Origin of the sequence: Glaciecola sp. HTCC2999, from assembly GCF_000155775.1 — a bacterium.
In the GTDB taxonomy this organism is placed as follows: Bacteria; Pseudomonadota; Gammaproteobacteria; order Enterobacterales; family Alteromonadaceae; genus Opacimonas.
Genome location: NZ_DS989812.1, coordinates 117,727 through 137,345 on the forward strand (window position 1 = coordinate 117,727; position 19,619 = coordinate 137,345).

19 protein-coding genes are annotated in these 19,619 nt (G+C 42.4%); 14 read left to right on the forward strand and 5 right to left on the reverse strand.

The window, feature by feature from the left end:
- The 4 genes from G2999_RS12080 to rimI all read left to right on the forward strand — a co-directional run.
- Window positions 1–795 (forward strand): SPFH domain-containing protein (locus tag G2999_RS12080; protein ID WP_010180065.1); only part of this gene is annotated, 795 nt, incomplete at its 5' end.
- The gene (locus tag G2999_RS06840) at window positions 792–1,247 is read left to right on the forward strand and encodes an NfeD family protein (protein WP_010180068.1); all 456 of its coding nucleotides are present in this window, start codon (window positions 792–794) and stop codon (window positions 1,245–1,247) included. The genes G2999_RS12080 and G2999_RS06840, both read left to right, overlap by 4 nt.
- Before the next feature lie 68 nt (window positions 1,248–1,315).
- Window positions 1,316–1,696 (forward strand): hypothetical protein, encoded by a 381-nt coding sequence (locus G2999_RS06845; protein ID WP_010180069.1) that lies wholly within the window; start codon window positions 1,316–1,318, stop codon window positions 1,694–1,696.
- Window positions 1,689–2,174: a ribosomal protein S18-alanine N-acetyltransferase gene (gene rimI, locus G2999_RS06850; RefSeq protein ID WP_010180071.1), complete on the forward strand. Its 486-nt coding sequence runs from the start codon at window positions 1,689–1,691 to the stop codon at window positions 2,172–2,174. The genes G2999_RS06845 and rimI overlap by 8 nt, the downstream gene beginning before the upstream one ends.
- On the opposite strand, the gene G2999_RS06855 is transcribed toward rimI, so the two are convergent.
- Window positions 2,149–4,779: a hybrid sensor histidine kinase/response regulator gene (locus G2999_RS06855; RefSeq protein WP_010180073.1), complete on the reverse strand. Its 2,631-nt coding sequence runs from the start codon at window positions 4,777–4,779 to the stop codon at window positions 2,149–2,151. The two genes, rimI and G2999_RS06855, sit on opposite strands and share 26 nt — an antisense overlap.
- Before the next feature lie 286 nt (window positions 4,780–5,065).
- Between G2999_RS06855 and prfC the strand changes: the two genes are divergently transcribed.
- From prfC to lysS, 5 genes are all read left to right on the forward strand, one after another.
- On the forward strand, window positions 5,066–6,652 hold the full coding sequence (prfC, locus tag G2999_RS06860) for a peptide chain release factor 3 (protein ID WP_010180076.1): 1,587 nt from the start codon (window positions 5,066–5,068) through the stop codon (window positions 6,650–6,652).
- Window positions 6,653–6,673: 21 nt separating this feature from the next.
- Window positions 6,674–8,407 carry an arginine--tRNA ligase gene (argS, locus tag G2999_RS06865; RefSeq protein ID WP_010180078.1) on the forward strand — a complete coding sequence of 578 codons (1,734 nt, stop codon included), beginning with the start codon at window positions 6,674–6,676 and terminating at the stop codon, window positions 8,405–8,407.
- 83 nt (window positions 8,408–8,490) lie between these two features.
- Entirely contained in the window at window positions 8,491–9,066 is a 576-nt protein-coding gene (locus G2999_RS06870) for an NADPH-dependent FMN reductase (protein ID WP_010180080.1), read from the forward strand.
- A 153-nt stretch (window positions 9,067–9,219) separates the two neighbouring features.
- Window positions 9,220–10,318, forward strand: a protein-coding gene (gene prfB / locus G2999_RS06875; protein WP_156780236.1) for a peptide chain release factor 2 whose coding sequence is annotated in 2 segments (ribosomal slippage) — window positions 9,220–9,294 and window positions 9,296–10,318 — 1,098 coding nt in all. Because the reading frame shifts where the segments join, the coding sequence is not laid out codon by codon here.
- Window positions 10,319–10,345: 27 nt separating this feature from the next.
- On the forward strand, window positions 10,346–11,914 hold the full coding sequence (lysS, locus tag G2999_RS06880) for a lysine--tRNA ligase (protein WP_010180083.1): 1,569 nt from the start codon (window positions 10,346–10,348) through the stop codon (window positions 11,912–11,914).
- 28 nt (window positions 11,915–11,942) lie between these two features.
- Here the strand turns inward: lysS and G2999_RS06885 are convergent, their stop codons facing one another.
- From G2999_RS06885 to G2999_RS12085, 3 genes are read right to left on the reverse strand one after another with little or no spacing between them, the layout of a single operon-like run.
- Complete coding sequence (locus tag G2999_RS06885) at window positions 11,943–12,863, reverse strand: ketopantoate reductase family protein (protein WP_010180085.1); 921 nt, start codon at window positions 12,861–12,863, stop codon at window positions 11,943–11,945.
- On the reverse strand, window positions 12,860–13,582 hold the full coding sequence (locus tag G2999_RS06890; RefSeq protein ID WP_010180086.1) for a pseudouridine synthase: 723 nt from the start codon (window positions 13,580–13,582) through the stop codon (window positions 12,860–12,862). The genes G2999_RS06885 and G2999_RS06890 overlap by 4 nt, the downstream gene beginning before the upstream one ends.
- Window positions 13,583–13,596: 14 nt before the next feature.
- Complete coding sequence (locus G2999_RS12085; protein ID WP_010180088.1) at window positions 13,597–13,929, reverse strand: Hpt domain-containing protein; 333 nt, start codon at window positions 13,927–13,929, stop codon at window positions 13,597–13,599.
- A 151-nt stretch (window positions 13,930–14,080) separates the two neighbouring features.
- On the opposite strand from G2999_RS12085, the gene gshA reads away from it, so the two are divergent.
- The 3 genes from gshA to G2999_RS12830 all read left to right on the forward strand — a co-directional run bounded on the left by gshA (window position 14,081) and on the right by G2999_RS12830 (window position 16,675).
- On the forward strand, window positions 14,081–15,658 hold the full coding sequence (gshA, locus tag G2999_RS06900) for a glutamate--cysteine ligase (protein ID WP_010180090.1): 1,578 nt from the start codon (window positions 14,081–14,083) through the stop codon (window positions 15,656–15,658).
- 133 nt (window positions 15,659–15,791) lie between these two features.
- Window positions 15,792–16,397 (forward strand): hypothetical protein, encoded by a 606-nt coding sequence (locus G2999_RS06905; RefSeq protein WP_232222433.1) that lies wholly within the window; start codon window positions 15,792–15,794, stop codon window positions 16,395–16,397.
- 152 nt (window positions 16,398–16,549) lie between these two features.
- Entirely contained in the window at window positions 16,550–16,675 is a 126-nt protein-coding gene (locus tag G2999_RS12830; protein WP_010180094.1) for a DUF3149 domain-containing protein, read from the forward strand.
- A 33-nt stretch (window positions 16,676–16,708) separates the two neighbouring features.
- Here the strand turns inward: G2999_RS12830 and smrB are convergent, their stop codons facing one another.
- The gene (gene smrB, locus G2999_RS12090) at window positions 16,709–17,362 is read right to left on the reverse strand and encodes an endonuclease SmrB (protein WP_010180096.1); all 654 of its coding nucleotides are present in this window, start codon (window positions 17,360–17,362) and stop codon (window positions 16,709–16,711) included.
- Between the two features lie 97 nt (window positions 17,363–17,459).
- On the opposite strand from smrB, the gene prmB reads away from it, so the two are divergent.
- Window positions 17,460–18,395 (forward strand): 50S ribosomal protein L3 N(5)-glutamine methyltransferase, encoded by a 936-nt coding sequence (prmB, locus tag G2999_RS06920; protein WP_010180099.1) that lies wholly within the window; start codon window positions 17,460–17,462, stop codon window positions 18,393–18,395.
- A gap of 9 nt (window positions 18,396–18,404) precedes the next feature.
- On the forward strand, window positions 18,405–19,511 hold the full coding sequence (aroC, locus tag G2999_RS06925) for a chorismate synthase (RefSeq protein ID WP_010180101.1): 1,107 nt from the start codon (window positions 18,405–18,407) through the stop codon (window positions 19,509–19,511).
- Window positions 19,512–19,619: the final 108 nt, after the last annotated feature.

Below are 19,619 nucleotides of genomic sequence, written 5' to 3' on the forward strand. Positions count from 1 at the left end.
CGGGTTGACTTCCTAGTGCCTTTTATTGATACCGTGGCGGCAGATCGCAGTTTAAAAGAGCAAGCCGTGGACGTGCCGGAGCAATCCGCCATTACGAAAGATAACATCAGCTTATCGGTTGACGGTGTACTGTATTTTCGAGTGCTTGACCCGAAAAAAGCCACGTATGGCGTCGATGATTATGTCTTTGCGGTAACGCAGTTGGCACAAACCACCATGCGTTCAGAACTGGGTAAAATGGAATTAGATAAGACCTTTGAGGAGCGCGATATGCTAAATGCGAATATCGTCTCAGCCATCAATGAAGCGTCGAGCCCTTGGGGGATCCAAGTCCTTCGCTACGAGATCAAAGACATTACTCCACCATCCTCCGTCATGGAAGCGATGGAAGCGCAAATGAAAGCAGAACGGGTTAAACGTGCCCAAATATTAGAGTCTGAAGGAGATCGTCAAGCGGCGATTAACCGTGCTGAAGGTGAAAAACAATCACAAGTCTTAGCCGCAGAAGCTGACCGTGCAGAGCAAATTCTCCGTGCAGAAGGTGAGGCCAAAGCGATTGTTGCGGTGGCTGAAGCGCAAGCCGAAGCATTGGCAAAAGTTGGTCAACAAGCCAACACTGTCGAAGGTCAAAAAGCCATACAATTAGACTTAGCGACCAAAGCGATTGAAGCTAAACAAGCCATTGCCAAAGAATCTTCGGTGATTTTATTACCAGATAATGCTACCGATGCAAGCAGCTTAGTGGCTCAAGCGACGAGTATTATTAATACGTTAAATAAGGGTGGTCAAGCATGAACTGGCTCACGCATAATTTAGCAGAAACCTTATTCATCATTGGTTTGATTATTTTAATTATCGAAGTCACGGTATTGAGCTTTTCGACGATTATTTTGTTTATGCTAGGGGCGGCGACTATTATCACCAGTATCACCATGTATATGGGGGTGATCAGTGCCAATATTCTCGATGCCACCTTGATGATCGCTATTGTCACTGCCGTATTAGCGCTTATTTTGTGGAAGCCGTTTAAACAGCTACAAAATACACAAAATGATAAAGCGGTGAGTTCTGATTTGGTTGGGTTTACATTTATATTATCCGAAGAACTCAGTCCAGGTAAGGATGTCAGCTATAAGTATTCAGGAATTCAATGGCGTTTAGTCAGCACCCAGACCATTGCTGCACAGACCAAAGTCAAAGTGGTTGCGGTGAATGTTGGTGAATGGGAAGTGATTGCGCTCAACTAAGCCTTGATGTACTCTTTTGCTGTTGCTATGTGTTGGCAACAGCATGTTTTTTCGACTAAGAGCTCATAATGTCATTATATCAACAAGCGATGCTTCAAGCGCTAGGTATTCAGCAATACGCAGAACGTCATAACTCATCTGATCATGATCTTGCTTCTACACATGAAGTTGAGACACCCGTGCCAGCTCCTCAGGAATTAGCTCCTCAGGAACTAGCCACACAGGAATTACCTACTCAGGAACTCGCTCCACAAGAATTACCCCCTCAGAAAACCTATCCTCAGGTGCCAGATAGGCTGATACGTGATATCCAGATTGCATTGGGCGTGGATGTGAGCGTGAATTTCGGGACTGAGATAACGGTGGCTAAAGATCTTGTTACCTTACCTTATCCGTTCTCAACGAGCGATAAACCCATGCTGCTCAAAGCACTACATGGCCATGCCTGATATTCAAATTACACCATTAAGCATGCATGATGCGCCGAGTGCATATACCATCATGGAATCGGTTCAACCGGGCACTTGGAGCCAAGCCACGTTTTTAGATGCGCTTACTCCTCCTAACCTAGCATGGCAATTATGTATTGAAAAACGCTGTATAGGGTTATGTATTGTACAAACCTTGATGACACCACAATTCAAAGAATGGACCTTAGAAGAAATTGCGATTCATCCCGAGTATCAGTCACAAGGATATGGACATGCGATGCTTGAATATATGCTCAAGCAAGCACAAGAATTAGCAGTAGATGAGATATTTTTAGAAGTAAGAGAGACTAATCTGCCCGCACAATCACTCTACACTCGCCATGGTTTTACACAAATAGACCGCCGTAAAGGGTATTACCCCAGTCTACCGATAAATGGACTCGTCACCTCCACCAGAGAAGATGCGCTGATTATGCGTTGGGCAAGTTCGCAATAATGATTTCTGTTAGCATATCCAGATCAAATGGTTTGGCTAAATGATCATTCATTCCGGCATCTCGACAGGTTTTTTGGTCGGACACCATGGCATTCGCTGTCATCGCAATAATGGGGACGTCAGTTAAATTTAGCGTATGACGAATAAACTTTGTCGCAGCGATACCATCCATGACAGGCATCTGCATATCCATAAAAATAATATCAAATTCGTGCGGCTGTGCAGTCAATGTTTCGACTGCTTGTTGACCGTCTTCAACAATACTTACTTTAATGTGTAAATTTTCCAACATGTTTCTAGCCACTTCTTGATTGATAAAGTTATCTTCAACCAAGAGTATATGAAGTTGAGAAAAATCATATTGAATATGGCCAGCCGCTGGTTGATTATCGTATTTATCGAGCAGCTGAGAGGCAATTTCTTCATAAAAATTAGATGGGGTGATGGGTTTAATAAAATATCCATCGATAAGGACTTGTTGATAATCTTCAAGCTCTGAACTTAGGTCGCTACTTAATGTACACATTAAATAAATCAACGGTCCGTCATCACTCGTGATTTGCTGTTTGATAAGGCGTAACTCATCCCACGTGCTGTCATTTATTTCGTATTTATCAACCACCACAACATTAATCGTAGGGTGATCTTCATTGCTTATACTCTCGTCGAGTATCGTTAATACTTGGTCAGTAGAAGACGCGTGCAGACATTGCCACTTAAAGTTGTCACAGATATGATCAAAGATATCTTTACCAATGGCATTTTCAGAATAAAATAATATGTTCTGTTGTTTGAGTAAATGCTCGTTGACATATTGCGTTGTGCTATTGGATAAATGCAGATTTTCCGAGTCGGCTTTTTTGAAGTTAAGCTCGAACCAGAATGTCGAGCCTACCATGGGTTCGGATGACACTGCTAACGAGCTTCCCATCAATAACAAAATACTTTGACAAATGTTAAGTCCAAGCCCTGTTCCACCATATTTTTTGGTGGTATTCATATTGGCCTGTTCAAAACTTTCAAAGATCCGCGATTGTTGCTCTTGATTAATCCCAATACCCGAATCACTGACTTCAAACTTAACGGTCATATGATCATCAGAAAGGGCTGTTTGGGTTAATTTGATTTTGACAAAACCCTCGTCAGTAAATTTAATCGCATTACTGACAAGGTTAATTAGGACTTGACGCAGGCGTGTCTCATCGCCCAAAATATTCATATTCATATTCATATTCTGGTCGATATCTAACCATAGTTCGAGACGTTTCTCATTCAATGAACTAGACATGAGTGAACCTATGTCATTAATCATCATTTCTAGAGAAAATACCGATTTTTGTAATGTCACTTTATTCGCTTCAAGTTTACTGTAATCAAGTATGTCATTGACAATTTGAGAAAGTAAACGAGTGGACTTTAATCCGTTTTGGGCAAATTCGTGTTGTTTTTTATTTAATGATTCAAGTTCGAGTAATTGAAAGAAGCCCATTATCCCGTTCAGTGGGGTCCGAATTTCATGACTCATGTTGGCTAAAAATGTACTTTTAGCCTCAAGTGCCCGTTGCGCATTTTGATTTGCAGTAGCGGCAATATCACGTTGGATTGCCAAATTTTTCAAACTCAAATAAACCGCTAACATGGTGCCAAGAAACAATACTATAGATATGACAATAAGCGCAATCAAGGTCTGATTAATTGAAGATGCTTCAGTGATATTATCGGTGAGTGAGTAAGTATATAGTAACGTCGGATATTCACTTTTCTCTTTTTCTGTATCCAGTTTGATTTTCCCATAAACGGTATTGTCATCAAAATGAGTGGTTGAATCAGTCAGTTGTGAGATAGTTTGCCATAATTGTGGTGACTCTTTTGCTAAATTGGCATCGGTGCGATTTAGCAGCCATCCCCAATTTTTACTAACGTCGTTATTTTGCAGGTAATAGCCTTGGGAGTTCAATATACTGACTCGATGATTGATGAGAGTATCTAATTCATCAAATAATGCACTAGAGGAATAATTAATCACTAATATACCGGATTGTTCCCCGGCTTTATCAAAGCGTTTGATAAATCGTATTGTGGGATTGAGTGGACGTTCAATTACTCCGAACTCTTTATTAAGGTCAAATTCAGACGTCATAATATCTCTATCGACAAGCTCGAATCCGGCTTGCACATAGTTACGGTTGAGCTTATTTTGTTTGTCGTCAGAGGTAACGATTTGCTGGGTTAAGCGATGGCGTTCAACTCGAATTTGTTCAATACCGCTTCTATCAATAAAGCGTATTTGTTGAATATTGGAATGTGCCGCTAGCATATTCTGCCAAGATAGCTCGATAGCGGCTTGAGCAGACTCAGTCGATTGGGCCAGGTATTGTGTGAAAACGGATTCGTTACTCAATAAAATCAGGTCTTGTTCGACACTATTAAGTTCATCTTCAACGATGTATTTTAACAGCGCAACCTGGTGTTTAACTTGGTTAATTTGAAAATTTTGGTTATTTTTACGTTCCTGCATAACCTGAAAATAAATCACAGAGATAAAGAAAAGTGAAATTAAAAATGTAGGAAAAGCAATTTTCAAGAATAATGGCTCTGATTTCAATGATGACTCCTTTCATATTGGTTCGAGCATTTGAGACTGAGTATATCCTTTAGTATAACGATTAGCTATTAAATTGTGTTAACTATTTAACCAACATTTGTCAGGTTTAATTTATAGTTTTTAATTATTTTGCTATACTCACGCACCCAATAAGCACCCAATTTTTTGAATGTGTTTTTCACTTGTTTTATAAACACTGTTCTTAGCTGTTTATTTGCATATCGACACACACAGATAACTTAATTTTTGTCCCTTCGAACATAGGACGAAAAAGGAATATACAGACATGGCAAATGCCGATTTTCTGAATGAAATCAATAAGCGAAGAACGTTCGCAATCATTTCTCACCCGGATGCGGGTAAAACCACGATCACTGAAAAAGTCCTATTATTTGGTAACGCTTTACAAAAAGCTGGTACGGTAAAAGGTAAAAAATCCGGTCAACATGCCAAGTCAGATTGGATGGACATGGAAAAAGAACGTGGTATTTCGGTATCAACGTCTGTGATGCAATTTCCTTATGCGCAAAAGCTCGTTAACTTACTCGATACTCCTGGACACGAAGATTTCTCCGAAGATACTTATCGTACGTTAACCGCCGTCGATTCATGTTTAATGGTCATAGATGCGGCAAAAGGTGTCGAAGATCGCACCCGTAAACTCATGGAAGTGACACGTCTTCGTGATACGCCGATTATCACGTTTATGAATAAACTTGACCGCGATATTCTGGATCCAATGGAACTACTCGATGAAGTGGAAACTGAGTTAAACATCGCGTGTGCGCCAATTACGTGGCCAATTGGTTGCGGTAAATTATTCAAAGGGGTGTATCACATTCACCGCGATGAAACGATTTTATATGCGACAGGCCAAGGTCACACCATCCAAGAATTGCGCATTGTTAAAGGATTAAATAACCCTGAATTGGATGAGGCAATAGGTAGTGACTTAGCCGAGCAATTGCGTGACGAGCTCGACTTAGTGATGGGGGCATCAAATGAATTTGACCAAGAATTATTCTTAGACGGCCAACTGACCCCTGTGTTTTTTGGTACGGCGTTAGGTAATTTTGGTGTCGATCATATGTTAGATGGTTTAGTGGAATGGGCGCCTAAACCACAAGCTCGTGTCACCGAAGCTAGAACAGTTGATCCCGAAGAAGAAAAGTTCACTGGTTTTATTTTCAAAATCCAAGCGAACATGGATCCGAAACACCGGGACCGTATCGCATTTTGTCGCATTGTTTCAGGTAAATATGCCAAAGGGATGAAAATGCGTCACACCCGAATTGGGAAAGATGTCCGCGTCTCCGATGCGTTAACGTTTTTAGCCGGGGATAGGGCGTTATTGGAAGAAGCGTATGCTGGCGATATCATTGGTTTACATAATCATGGTTCTATCCGCATCGGTGATACCTTTACGGCTGGAGAAGACGTACGTTTTACCGGTATTCCAAATTTTGCGCCAGAGCTGTTTAAGCGTATTCGTCTCAAAGATCCATTAAAGATGAAACAGTTGCAAAAAGGCCTGATCCAATTATCAGAAGAGGGCGCAGTCCAAGTATTTCGTCCATTGATGAACAATGATTTGATTGTTGGTGCGGTCGGTGTGTTGCAGTTTGATGTGGTCGTTGCGCGTTTAAAAGCCGAATATAATGTCGATGCGATTTATGAGCACGTGTCGGTCGCCACTGCGCGTTGGGTATATGGGGATGACCGTAAAGTCGATGAGTTCCGTCGTAAAGCCCAAGCTAACCTTGCGTTAGATGGTGGCGATAACTTGACGTATATTGCCCCGACTATGGTGAATTTGTCATTAGCGTTAGAGCGCTACCCAGATATTAATTTTACCGCGACCCGCGAACAATAATTTTTTCAATAAAGAGCGATTATGAATATTCAAGCTATTTTAGTTGAGCGTTTTTCTACAGCCTTAGCCAAACTCGATGCCGCTGATGCTGCCGTGCCTGTAAGTAAAAGTACCCGTCCAGAATTTGGTGAATATCAGTTTAATGGCGCGATGGGATTAGCCAAACGCCTGCGTTGTTCACCGCGTGATGTCGCTCAACAAATTTTAGATGTGGTCGACCTCGATGGCATTGCTGAGCAATGCGAGATTGCAGGTCCTGGTTTCATTAATATTCATTTATCGAGCCAATGGTTAGCACAACAAGCCTCTCGTGTACTGGCAGATGAGCGCTTAGGCATTGAAACTCAGCCTCAACAAAACATTGTTGTGGATTACTCCGCACCTAACCTCGCAAAAGAAATGCATGTGGGCCATTTGCGTTCTACCATTATTGGTGATGCGGTGGCCAAAGCGCTTGAATTTATGGGGCACAATGTGTTGCGTCAAAATCACATGGGCGATTGGGGCACACAATTTGGCATGTTACTAGCGCACTTGAACGATAAACTTCAAGCGAACGAAGTGGCAGAAACGGCCCTGTCTGATTTAGAAGATTTCTACCGCCAAGCTAAAGTGCGGTTTGATGCGGAAGAGGGGTTTGCTGATCGCGCCCGTGAATACGTGGTCAAGCTACAAGGCGGGGACGATGCTTGTTTAGCGTTATGGCAAAACTTCATCGATGTCTCGATAGCCCACTCTGAAGAAGTGTATGAGAAATTGAATGTTTCGTTAACTCGGGAACATGTGATGGGCGAATCAGCTTATAACCCGGATTTAGCCAATGTCATCAGCGACTTACAAGCCCAAGGTGTGGCGGTAGAAGATGCCGGTGCACAGGTCGTTTTTCTCGATGAATTAGCGGATAAAAATGGTAAGCCTGCGGTGTATATTGTGCAAAAATCCGGTGGCGGTTATTTATATGCAACCACCGATTTAGCAGCAATTCGCTATCGTAAGCAGCAATTAGCTGCTCATCGGACATTGATTTTTACGGATGCGCGTCAGGCATTACATTTTAAACAAACTGAAATTGTTGCCCGTAAGGCCGGATTTTTAGCTGCGGATGAACAATATCAGCATTGTCCCTTTGGCATGATGCTGGGTAAAGACGGTAAGCCGTTTAAAACTCGTACTGGCGGCACGGTGAAGCTGATTGATTTACTTGATGAAGCGGTCGAACGCGCGCAGACACTATTGGCGACTCGAGATAATGATTTCTCAGCAGATACGTTAGCCGATATGGCGAATAAAATCGGTATTGGCGCAGTCAAATATGCCGATTTAAGTAAAAACCGCACGACGGACTATATTTTTGATTGGGATGCGATGTTGAGTTTCGAGGGCAATACTGCCCCGTATTTACAATACGCCTTCACACGTATTCAAAGCATCTTTAACAAAGCGAATGTGACATTAGAGAATTGCCGCGAAAATATTGTGATTAACGCACCTCAAGAAAAAGCATTAGCGACCAAATTATTACAATACCAAGATACGCTTGAGCAGATGGCTCATGAAGCGACGCCACATGTGTTATGTACCTATTTGTATGAATTAGCCAGTTTATATATGAAGTTTTATGAAGCATGCCCCATTCTAAAAGACGACGTGAGTGAAAGTGATAAAGCGTCGCGTTTAGCATTGTGTGCACTATGCTCTAACACCTTGTCCCATGGTCTGGATGTATTAGGCATTGCGACATTAGACAAAATGTAAATGCAGTGAATGATGTGTGCTTTAGAGACTCACATAAGGCATCATTAGCTGAAAATATCACGTAATAATAGAGGATAATGTTCATGGCAAAATTACTGGCTTTTAGTGGCAGCTTACGTAAAGACTCTCATAATCAGGCAATAGTCACTTGTGCTGCACAGGGTGCTCGTGCTCATGGTGCAGAAGTGACTATTATCCAATTAGTCGATTATATCGCACCATTATTCAGTGAAGATGTGGAAGCTGAGTTGGGTATGCCTGACACCGCGCAAGCATTTAAACAATTATTGATAGAACATGATGGGGTATTAATCGCTAGTCCTGAATATAATTCAGCCTTTAGTGCCGCGTTAAAAAATGCGATTGATTGGGCATCTCGTGGGGCAGAAGGGGAAGCACCATTAGCCGCTTTTCGTGGTAAAACAGCACAGCTCATGGCGGCATCACCTGGTGCATTAGGTGGATTGCGCGGATTGGTCAGTTTGCGCAGTTTGTTGGGCAATCTCGGTATGCATGTACATCCAACACAGCAAGCGATTAGCAAAGTACACACATTAATCGATGAACAAGGTGTGGTCAGTGATGAAAAAACCATAGCTAAGTTACACTCATTAGGCAAATTAGCCGCAGAGTTTACCGCGCAACTACACGATAAATAGTCGTTTATCTGTGGTAGGGCATGCATCTTTATATGTCCGACTGATGGTATGTCGACTCTGGTGAATTGGTAGTAAAAATAGCCTTTTTACTATCAATTTCACTCATTATTCGCTATTATTCCGCATCAAAATTTTCCACTGTTTAATAGCTATATGTTTGAAACTAATCCTATTACGACGAGTTTAGCCGATATCCGTGAGCGTACTTTATCGCTTAGGGGGTACCTTTGACTTTGATGCTAAACAAGAGCGCCTTGAAGAAGTTAATCGCGAACTAGAAGATTCAGCTGTCTGGAATGAACCGGACCGTGCACAAGCCCTGGGTAAAGAGAAAGTTGCTTTAGAGCAAGTCGTGGAAACGATTATGATCCTCGATCAAGGTGTTGAGGACGTGGAAGGCTTACTTGAGCTAGCGGTTGAAGCAGAAGATGAAGACACGTTTGCTGAAACTCAAGCGGAATTAGCTGAACTTATCAAACATCTTGAGCTACTGGAATTTCGCCGTATGTTTGCCAAACCGAATGACGGTAACGACTGTTATTTGGATATTCAATCGGGTTCTGGTGGCACTGAAGCTCAAGACTGGGCGAACATGCTGTTACGTATGTATTTACGTTGGGGTGAAGAAAATGGCTTTAAGACTGAACTAATTGAAGTCTCTGATGGTGATGTGGCAGGGATAAAGTCAGCCACCATCCGTTTTGGTGGTGAATATGCTTTCGGCTGGTTAAGAACCGAAACCGGTGTTCATCGTTTAGTGCGAAAGTCACCGTTTGATTCAGGTAATCGTCGCCATACGTCATTTGCGTCCGCGTTTATTTATCCTGAAATTAACGATGATATTGACATTGATATTAATCCATCGGATTTACGGATTGATACTTATCGGGCATCAGGTGCCGGTGGTCAGCACGTTAACCGAACGGACTCTGCGGTAAGGATCACCCATTTACCTACGAATATCGTGGTGCAGTGTCAAAACGACCGTTCCCAGCATAAAAACAAAGACCAAGCATTCAAACAGCTCAAAGCGAAGCTGTATGAATATGAGCTACAAAAACAAAACGAAGAAAAACAAGCGATGGAAGATAGTAAATCAGATATCGGTTGGGGCAGTCAGATCCGTTCTTATGTCTTAGATGATTCACGGATCAAAGACTTACGTACTGGCGTAGAAACCCGTAATACTCAAGCTGTCTTAGACGGCAATTTAAATAAATTTATTGAAGCTAGTTTAAAATCTGGCTTATAACCTTTGAAGTAGGATGTAATCACACTCATGACCGACCAACATGCAGATGACAACAAACTTGTCGCCGAGCGCCGTGCTAAATTGGATGCTATTAGAGCACAATGTAAGTCCAATGGTTTTCCAAATAGTTTTCGTCGTGAAGACTATGCTGATGATCTTCAAGCGAAGTTAGGTGAGTTTGATAAACCGACTTTAGAAGAGCAAGCTCATACTGCCAGTATTGCGGGGCGTATTATGGCCAAACGTGGGCCGTTTTTACTACTTCAAGACATGAGTGGACAAATCCAAGCATACGCGTCAAAAGATACCCAAAAAGACATTAAAGCACGTTTTGGGAGCTTAGATATCGGTGACATTATCGGTGTGAAAGGCGTGGTGCATAAATCGGGTAAAGGCGATTTATATGTCAATATGGATGAGTATGAATTACTGACCAAATCATTGCGTCCATTACCGGAAAAGTTTCACGGTTTAGCTGACCAAGAAACTAAATACCGTCAGCGTTATGTCGATTTGATCACTTCACCTGAAACGCGTGCGACGTTTTTATTACGCAGCAAAATCGTGAATGGGATCCGTTCATTTTTAGCGGATCGTGATTTCATGGAAGTCGAAACGCCGATGCTCCAAGTTATCCCCGGTGGCGCGACAGCGAAACCATTTGTAACGCATCATAATGCGTTAGACATCGATATGTATTTACGTATTGCTCCTGAGTTATATCTGAAGCGCTTAGTGGTCGGTGGTTTTGAACGTGTATTTGAAATTAACCGTAATTTCAGAAATGAGGGCTTATCGACGCGTCACAATCCAGAATTCACAATGATTGAATTCTATCAAGCCTACGCTGATTATAACGACTTGATGGATTTGACTGAAGACATGCTCAAACACCTTGCGCAAAATGTTTTGGGCACGACCATAGTGAAAAACACGGTTAAAAATGCTGACGGGGAAGTTGTTGAAACTAAAGAATATGACTTTGGTCAACCATTCCAGCGTTTATCTATGGGCGATGCGATTTTAAAATATTGGCCAGAGGCGAATGCCGCTGCGATAAATGATCCGGAAGCACATTTAGATGAGCTTAAAGCCATGGCTAAACAATTACATATTAAAGAGCCTGAAGTGGATGGTATTTGGGGCGCAGGCAAGTATCTTTGTGAGATTTTTGAAGCGACTGCTGAAGAACAATTAGACCAACCGACCTTTATTACCGAATACCCATGGGAAGTATCGCCACTGGCGCGTCGCAATGATGATAATCATTTCATTACAGACCGTTTCGAATTTTTCGTAGGTGGACGTGAATTAGCCAATGGTTTCTCAGAGTTAAATGATTCAGAAGATCAAGCAGCTCGATTTAAAAAACAGGTTGAAGAAAAAGATGCGGGTGATGATGAAGCGATGCATTTTGATGAAGATTATATCACTGCACTTGAGTATGGTATGCCGCCAACAGCAGGTGAGGGGATTGGGATTGACCGTTTGGTGATGTTATTTTCAGATAGCCCAACCATCAAAGACGTTATTTTGTTCCCACACATGAAACCGGTGCCAACTGATACGCCTGATGCGGATCTTAAAGACGCATAACTGAATGTAGTATGTCAGCAGATTAAAGCTAGTCAATTGAGAAATTGACTGGCTTTTTTAATGCCAGAATATTTTCCAATAAAGCTTGATTGCGCGATACATCAACGCCAAATTCATGCCCAACATTCACAATATAACCATTGATATGTTCAATTTCTGTTTTTCGACCGTGAGCGATATCTTGGTGCATGGACGAAAAATTGTTGCGCGTCGCATCGATCACATTAAATACGGTGTCTATCACCTCGGTGACGTTTAAATGGACATCCTTTGCTTGCGCAACACCGATCACCTCGTTGATGATGACATGAATATCGTCATGTAAATGAGTGGATGATAAGTCACCATTGGGCACATTTAACAATGCCGTGAGTGGATTGATCACGCAATTAACAGCGAGTTTAGTAAAGAGTGAAGGTAATATATCAGCGTGCCATGTCACACTCGGTAACACCTGATCAATGATCGTTTTATGTAAGCTTGTCTTATGATCACTCACGATCCCGGCTTGGGTTTCACCCCATGCAGTATGGGTAACAATATTATCTCGTTTAAACCCTGCCAACGTGGTGGTGGCAGCGATGATAACATGCTGTGGAAATAGTGTTTGAGCCAGCTCAATACTGCCCATGCCATTATGTAACAATACAATGGTCGCGTCACAGGCTAAGCGCGGCGACAATTCTGCTAATACCTGAGCCACTTGGTAAGCTTTGACCGGAATAATCACAATACCTGAAAGCGTCTCTTGTTCACTCAATAGTGTCCCTTGAGATAAACCATAGGTCTGCTCGTCTAGCCATCGTACGTTGACAGGAGGATGCTGCAATGCAGAGGACTTGATATAGTGTTTGACATGAAAGCCTTGTAGCAAAGCATTGACTGAAAGCAGCGCACCAATACTGCCTTGGCCTATAATATGAATATCGGTGGTAGTGTTTGCGCTCATGGTTGTAATGGCCAATTGAATGAGTGCATGATGTCAGGGGTAATGGCATTAATGATGTGCGGATCGTGGAACCACGAATCGGTATCGTTTTCGTGTGGTTCAATATGATCGACCGGACAATGAATCTGGATCGGCTCATCATCATATATAAAGTCCAGAGCAAATGCGTGAAGATACATGCGTTGTGCAGGTTCTGAGCTATATTGAGGGTCGCCTAAGATCCCACTGCCATTGCTTTTTAAGGCCACTCGGACCTGGTGGGTTTTACCACTGAAAGGTTTCACCCAAAATAAATATAACCCATTTCCCAGACCTTGCCGAAAAAAATAGGAGATAGCAGGACGCTCAACCGACTTAGTCAGGACCCATTGCCCCTTTCGTTTGTTGACCATGTCACCCTTTACCCAACCTGCTTTGCGTTTTCCTTTTGCATGACTTAATGCCACATAATATTTTTGAATACGTTGTTGACTGAATAATTCGCGAAAGCGTTCTGCCGCCACGGCATGTTTAGCAATGATCAAACATCCAGAAGTATGATCATCTAATCGATGGACTAAATGTAAATGCGCGTATTGTGCTTCAGGATATGCCATGTTAGCCAAGGCTGCTTTAAACAACGGCAAAACGGCAGGTAAACCATTGGATGCCTCATGCATCGTGACGCCTTGAGGTTTGGCAATGATGAAAAAATCCGAATGGTCATAGAGCACTTGCATCGGCGGGGAGCTCGTTACTCGTTGATATATTGTTCGATAGCACTGATAGTATCATTTAAGCTTTCGCTAAAGGACGTCATTTGTGCGGGCTCAACATTACCTGATTTGCATGCTTGCTCTAAGATGTTACTTTCTTCATGAAGCGCTTTCATACCTAAATTACCAGTAATACCTTTAACAGTATGTACTAGCATCGTGGCTTCCGAATAGTTTTGTGCTGCAACTAGTCCGCTTACGGTGTTGTATGTATCGCGGTAATCGTCGATAAATTTGTTAAGAAGGCGGCACAATAAATCATGGTTACCGTTGAGTTGTGAAATAGCGAAATCAGTGTCAAAAATAGTCATAGCAGATGATAAAAGAATAGAGATGGCTCTTATAGTAGCGAAATTATCCTCAATTTCCAGAATTCTTTTAATTTATACTATATTAATACTGTTTTATTGCTTATGATCGAATATATAAATACACCGCGTCATTGACTAAATGGATTCTATTTTGATATCAGATACGGCATCTTTTGCGCAACGAGTACTTTTTTTATCCGAACACCAAAATCTCGATGCATTACGTGGCATTCAACATGGTATTGAGCGAGAAGGATTACGCGTTGCTGCAGATGGCAGCTTATCCCAATTGCCTCATCCATCGGCATTAGGTTCCGCGCTTACCCATGAATGTATTACGACAGACTTTTCTGAAAGTTTGTTGGAATTTATCACGCCACCAAATATCTCAGTGGCAACAACGTTATCCCAGTTATCTGATATACATTCGCACGTATATTTGCAGATTGACCAAGAACAAATTTGGCCGTTATCCATGCCGTGTTTCGTGGGTGATGAAGATGACATTGTACTGGCTCATTATGGCACTTCGAATGTGGGTAAAATGAAACACGTGTATCGTGTGGGCCTCAAAAATCGTTATGGCAGTATGATGCAAGCGATATCCGGTGTGCATTTTAACTTTTCATTACCCTCATCATTCTGGGATATTTGGGGAGAAATGCATGGCCAAGTGGCTGATCAAGATGTCATTTCTGATAGCTATTTTGCTTTGATCCGAAATTATCGTCGTATGTGTTGGATCATTCCTTATTTGTACGGCGCATCACCTGCTATTTGTCGCTCTTTTTTACAAGACCGAGTCACGACGTATGATTTCAAGACGCTAGGTAAGGGGACGTCATATCTACCTTATGCCACATCACTGCGCATGTCTGATTTAGGCTATACCAATTCAGCGCAATCTTCGCTGAATATTTGTTATAACAGTTTACCTAGTTATGTGGCGTCAGTTCGCCAAGCGATTCAAACGCCTTCAGCCCAATATGCCAATATACCCGCCGGTGAAAATGGGAATTATCAGCAATTGAACGCCAATGTCCTGCAAATTGAAAATGAGTTGTATTCGCCTATTAGGCCAAAACAAATTGCCCGTTCAGGGGAAAAGCCTACGGACGCGTTATCATCAAGAGGCGTTGAGTATATTGAAGTGCGTGCATTGGACTTAGATCCATATTCTATGATCGGGGTGAATGCCACCCAAGTGTACTTTTTAGATGTGTTTTTGTTGTATTGCTTATATAAGCCGAGTGCGCCACTTTCTACTGCAGAATACAAACAAACTGAAGACAACCTTACCGCGGTAGTACTGCGTGGACGTGATCCTGAATTGACGTTGGCCACAGCTGAAAAACCAATGAAGTTAACGGATTTAGCTAATGACATGTTTATGGAAATGACGCAGATTGCCCATGTCTTAGATAAAGCGAATGGATGTCACGAATATTCCAACGCCTTGGCTCACGAACTCAAAAAAGTAAAGGATCCGAATTTAACGCCATCAGGAATGATGTTAAATACGATGATTACAGAGAATGAAGATAATTCACATTTTGGCAAACGCTTAGCTGAGCAACACAAACAACAGTTACTCGCGCGCGACTATGTGCATTACACTCAAGCTGAATTTGATGATATGTGTCTGCGCTCGATATCACAACAACATGCGATAGAGCAGGAAGATACGGTTGATTTTGCGACATATCTAAACACGTATTTTAATTACTAAAGCGCATATCGTGAAACACTAGACAAAAAAAAGCCTGATTCAAGATCAGGCCATAATACTCTAGGGAAACACACTACATATAAATAGAGCATGCAAAATGATGAAAGTTCAAAATAAATTATCAAAAATATCGATGTTTTTTAGTCTATTTGCTCTGGCCTTTATTCTAGGGGGGTGTAGCGTTTCTCCGCCCAAACAACCTGATGATTTATGTGCGATATTTTTTGAAAAAGATGATTGGTATGATGCCGCAGTTGATATGAATGAAGAATATGGCGTGCCTATTCATGTGCCTATGGCGATGATGTACCAAGAGAGTTCGTTCAAAGCTCAAGCGCAACCACCCAAAGATTATATCTTGTTTGGCCTTATTCCTTGGGGGCGAGTATCAAGTGCTTATGGTTATTCTCAAGCCAAAACCATGACCTGGGAAGATTATATCAACGCCACGGGTAATAGCGGTGCTGATCGAGATGACTTTGCTGATGCGATTGATTTTATGGGGTGGTTTATTACCCAATCCCATCGTATCAACGGTGTTTCTAAATGGGACGCCTATGCGCAATACCTTAATTATCATGAAGGGTGGGGCGGATATAAGCGTCAAACATATAATAAAAAACGCTGGTTAGTGGGCGTGGCTAATAAGGTGAAGGCCCGGTCTTTAAAATATGCTGGACAGCTCAAGCAGTGTGAAGATGAACTTAACCGTGGTTGGTTCATGAAGTTATTTTTCTAATACTAGCACCATCTGATAGTTCCTTGACCTATATCAAATAACTCTCTGAACCTGGTTAGGTGGCAAGGGATTATTTGATGTAGATCAATATTCTTAAAAGTGACATTTCCTATACTCAAAGTATGAATTTAACTAACCCGTATAGGTGATTTATGTTGCAATTACTCTTAACTGACCCCGTCGCATGGGGTTCTATTCTCGGTATCGTTATCATGGTCATAATGTGTTCATATTATGCGTACATGTTTATCCATAACAGTGCTGATGAGCATAAATAATTGTTCGTATAAGGTATGTAAATAGGGGTTCACTTACTCAAATTGGTTGAGATCTGGCACATTGATTAACGCCAGAATAGTGGCTTTCCCTCCCCATTGCTTTGGTGCATGGCAAAAGGCAATGATATGGGGATATTGGATCAAGTAATTGGGGATGGCTTGTTTTAAGATACCAGCCCCGTGTCCATGCATGATGGATACGCATGCACAATTATCTTTATACGCTTTACTAAGTAGTGCGGCAAGCTCAGCTTTTGCATTGGCCTTTGTCATCCCATGGCAATCTAATTCCCAATCAGGGATGAAATCACCGCGTTTAAGACGCTTTAACAGTCGAGCATGGGACTTGTCACCCTGATGCCAAGCAACCGCATCGGTATCACCAAAATAACCTTCAAATCCGTCGCTGAAGGTAAACTCTGCCTGTTGTTGTTTGACTAATGTCGCCGCTTGACGTTTTTCATGAGTGGCGCTTAGCTTTGAGTTCAGTGATGTTGGCGTGATTGTATCTTGATGCAAGGGAGTCACGTCTTGGTATAAGTCTTTGAAATTCGGTTCAGGTAACTCCGGTTCTACTTGGGTGGTGTTACTTGTGGGTGACGCAAAACTCGCATTGGTCGGCTGACCAGGCTGACGTTGTTCACGTAAAAATGCTTTGATCTCACCTTTGGTTAAATTTGTTTTCATCAAAAACCTAATATCAGAGTAAATTCCGCATGCCGATTTCGCACTTTTGAGGTATTATAAACACTATATTAGCCGCAACAAGTACATTCCATTATCTATGAGTACTCCATACAGTTTTGTCTCAGACGATTACGCGCAATTACATACCGTATTAGATTGGGTGCGTTATTGTACCTCTGAACTTAATCAAGCCGATGTTTATTTTGGTCATGGTACCGATAATGCGTGGGATGAGGCCATGGCGATTGTGCTGTTTAGCTGTGCTTTGGCACCTGATATGGCTCAGCACACGGATAACCTTATCCTTCAAGCACGTCTAGTTCAGCGCGAGAAAGAGCAAGTGGTCAACCTACTGACTGAGCGCATTAATACCCTTGAACCATTACCCTATTTAACTCACCAAGCCTGGTTTGCGGGTTTCCCGTTTTATGTGGACCATCGTGTGTTAATCCCGCGTTCTCCGTTTGCTGAACTCATTCATGATGAATTTACACCCTGGTTATCTCAACCACCTCAGTTGATTATGGATTTATGCACTGGTGGCGGATGTATCGCGATTGCGTTAGCGCATCAGTTTCCTCATGCACAAGTCGATGCGTTGGATATCTCTGAAGATGCACTCGAGGTGGCGAGTCTCAATATTGATGAACATGGTTTGACGGAACGAGTTTATCCGGTGCAATCAGATGTGTTTTCTGGCGTCATGGGACAAACTTATGATTTGATCGTGTCTAATCCGCCTTATGTGGATGCAGAAGACATGTCGGATTTACCACAAGAATTTTTACATGAACCGTCGTTAGCGTTAGCTGCCGGTCATGATGGGTTGGATATTGTCCAAACTATTTTAGAACAAGCGCCACAACACTTATCACCTGAAGGTTGGTTATTTGTCGAAGTGGGTAATTCATCTGTACACATGGAACAACGTTTTCCAGGCTTGAATGTGCAGTGGATTGAATTTGAATTAGGTGGTCAAGGTGTCTTTGCTGTTGCTCGGCAAACACTAGTTGATTACTGGCAACAACAGTAAGGAATTATCGTGGCAGGCAATACTTTTGGTCGTATGTTTACCGTGACTACATTTGGTGAGTCACATGGCATCGCTATTGGCGGTGTGATAGATGGTTGTCCTCCGGGGATGGCACTCACAGAAGAAGATATGCAGGTGGATTTAGATCGCCGTAAACCTGGTACCTCTCGTTATACGACGGCGCGTCGTGAGGATGATGAAGTACAAATTTTATCAGGCGTATTTGATGGGGTCACTACCGGTACGAGTATTGGTGTACTGATTAAAAATAAAGATCAGCGCAGCCAAGATTACTCTAAAATTGCCGATCGTTTTCGTCCGGGGCACGCTGATTATACCTATCAGCAAAAATTTGGTACACGCGATTATCGCGGTGGTGGACGCAGTTCGGCACGTGAAACGGCGATTCGAGTTGCTGCAGGCGCCATTGCGAAGAAATACTTAAAACAAGAATTTGGTATTGAAGTGCTTGGGTATTTATCCCAACTAGGGCCGGTTTGTGCTGAAGTCATTGATCATAGTGTGACGAACACAAATCCCTTCTTTTGTCCTGATCCAAACAAGCTCGATGAGCTTGACCAGTACATGCGTGATTTGAAGAAATCGGGTGATTCGATTGGTGCGAAAGTCTCTGTGCAAATTACCAATATGCCAGTGGGGCTGGGTGAACCTGTTTTTGATCGTTTGGATGCAGATTTAGCGCATGCCATGATGGGGATCAATGCGGTTAAAGGCGTTGAAATCGGGGATGGCTTTGATGTGATTAATCAAAAAGGCAGTGAACATCGCGATAAAATGACGCCAGATGGCTTTGCCACTAACCATGCCGGTGGTGTGTTGGGTGGTATTTCTACCGGTCAAGATGTGCTAGTGCATATGGCATTGAAACCGACATCGTCGATCACTGTACCAGGTGAAACGATTACCGTAGATGGTGAATTAACTGATGTGATCACCAAAGGTCGTCATGACCCTTGTGTAGGTATCCGTGCGGTTCCGATTGCTGAAGCAATGGCTGCGATTGTGATCATGGACCACTTGTTACGTCACCGTGGTCAAAATGCAGGGGTGACATCGTCTACTCCTGTCATCGCTGGAGCTATCCCTAACGCATAATCATGCTGATGTTAGACAAAGGTGTTGAATACACGCTTATCCATAAAAAAAACGCCAAGTGATTATGACTTGGCGTTTTTTTTGTGACGGACAACATGTAGCACACCA

What these genes read in the sequence shown, in the direction of transcription:
- smrB (WP_010180096.1), bottom strand. Translation starts at nt 17,362, where the DNA reads ATGAAAACAAATTTAACCAAAGGTGAGATCAAAGCATTTTTACGTGAA.
- lysS (WP_010180083.1), top strand. Translation starts at nt 10,346, where the DNA reads ATGACCGACCAACATGCAGATGACAACAAACTTGTCGCCGAGCGCCGT.
- G2999_RS06870 (WP_010180080.1), top strand. Translation starts at nt 8,491, where the DNA reads ATGGCAAAATTACTGGCTTTTAGTGGCAGCTTACGTAAAGACTCTCAT.
- prfC (WP_010180076.1), top strand. Translation starts at nt 5,066, where the DNA reads ATGGCAAATGCCGATTTTCTGAATGAAATCAATAAGCGAAGAACGTTC.
- prmB (WP_010180099.1), top strand. Translation starts at nt 17,460, where the DNA reads ATGAGTACTCCATACAGTTTTGTCTCAGACGATTACGCGCAATTACAT.
- G2999_RS06905 (WP_232222433.1), top strand. Translation starts at nt 15,792, where the DNA reads ATGTTTTTTAGTCTATTTGCTCTGGCCTTTATTCTAGGGGGGTGTAGC.
- G2999_RS06890 (WP_010180086.1), bottom strand. Translation starts at nt 13,582, where the DNA reads ATGCAAGTGCTCTATGACCATTCGGATTTTTTCATCATTGCCAAACCT.
- G2999_RS06845 (WP_010180069.1), top strand. Translation starts at nt 1,316, where the DNA reads ATGTCATTATATCAACAAGCGATGCTTCAAGCGCTAGGTATTCAGCAA.
- G2999_RS12085 (WP_010180088.1), bottom strand. Translation starts at nt 13,929, where the DNA reads ATGACTATTTTTGACACTGATTTCGCTATTTCACAACTCAACGGTAAC.
- argS (WP_010180078.1), top strand. Translation starts at nt 6,674, where the DNA reads ATGAATATTCAAGCTATTTTAGTTGAGCGTTTTTCTACAGCCTTAGCC.
- G2999_RS12830 (WP_010180094.1), top strand. Translation starts at nt 16,550, where the DNA reads ATGTTGCAATTACTCTTAACTGACCCCGTCGCATGGGGTTCTATTCTC.
- G2999_RS06840 (WP_010180068.1), top strand. Translation starts at nt 792, where the DNA reads ATGAACTGGCTCACGCATAATTTAGCAGAAACCTTATTCATCATTGGT.
- rimI (WP_010180071.1), top strand. Translation starts at nt 1,689, where the DNA reads ATGCCTGATATTCAAATTACACCATTAAGCATGCATGATGCGCCGAGT.
- G2999_RS06885 (WP_010180085.1), bottom strand. Translation starts at nt 12,863, where the DNA reads ATGAGCGCAAACACTACCACCGATATTCATATTATAGGCCAAGGCAGT.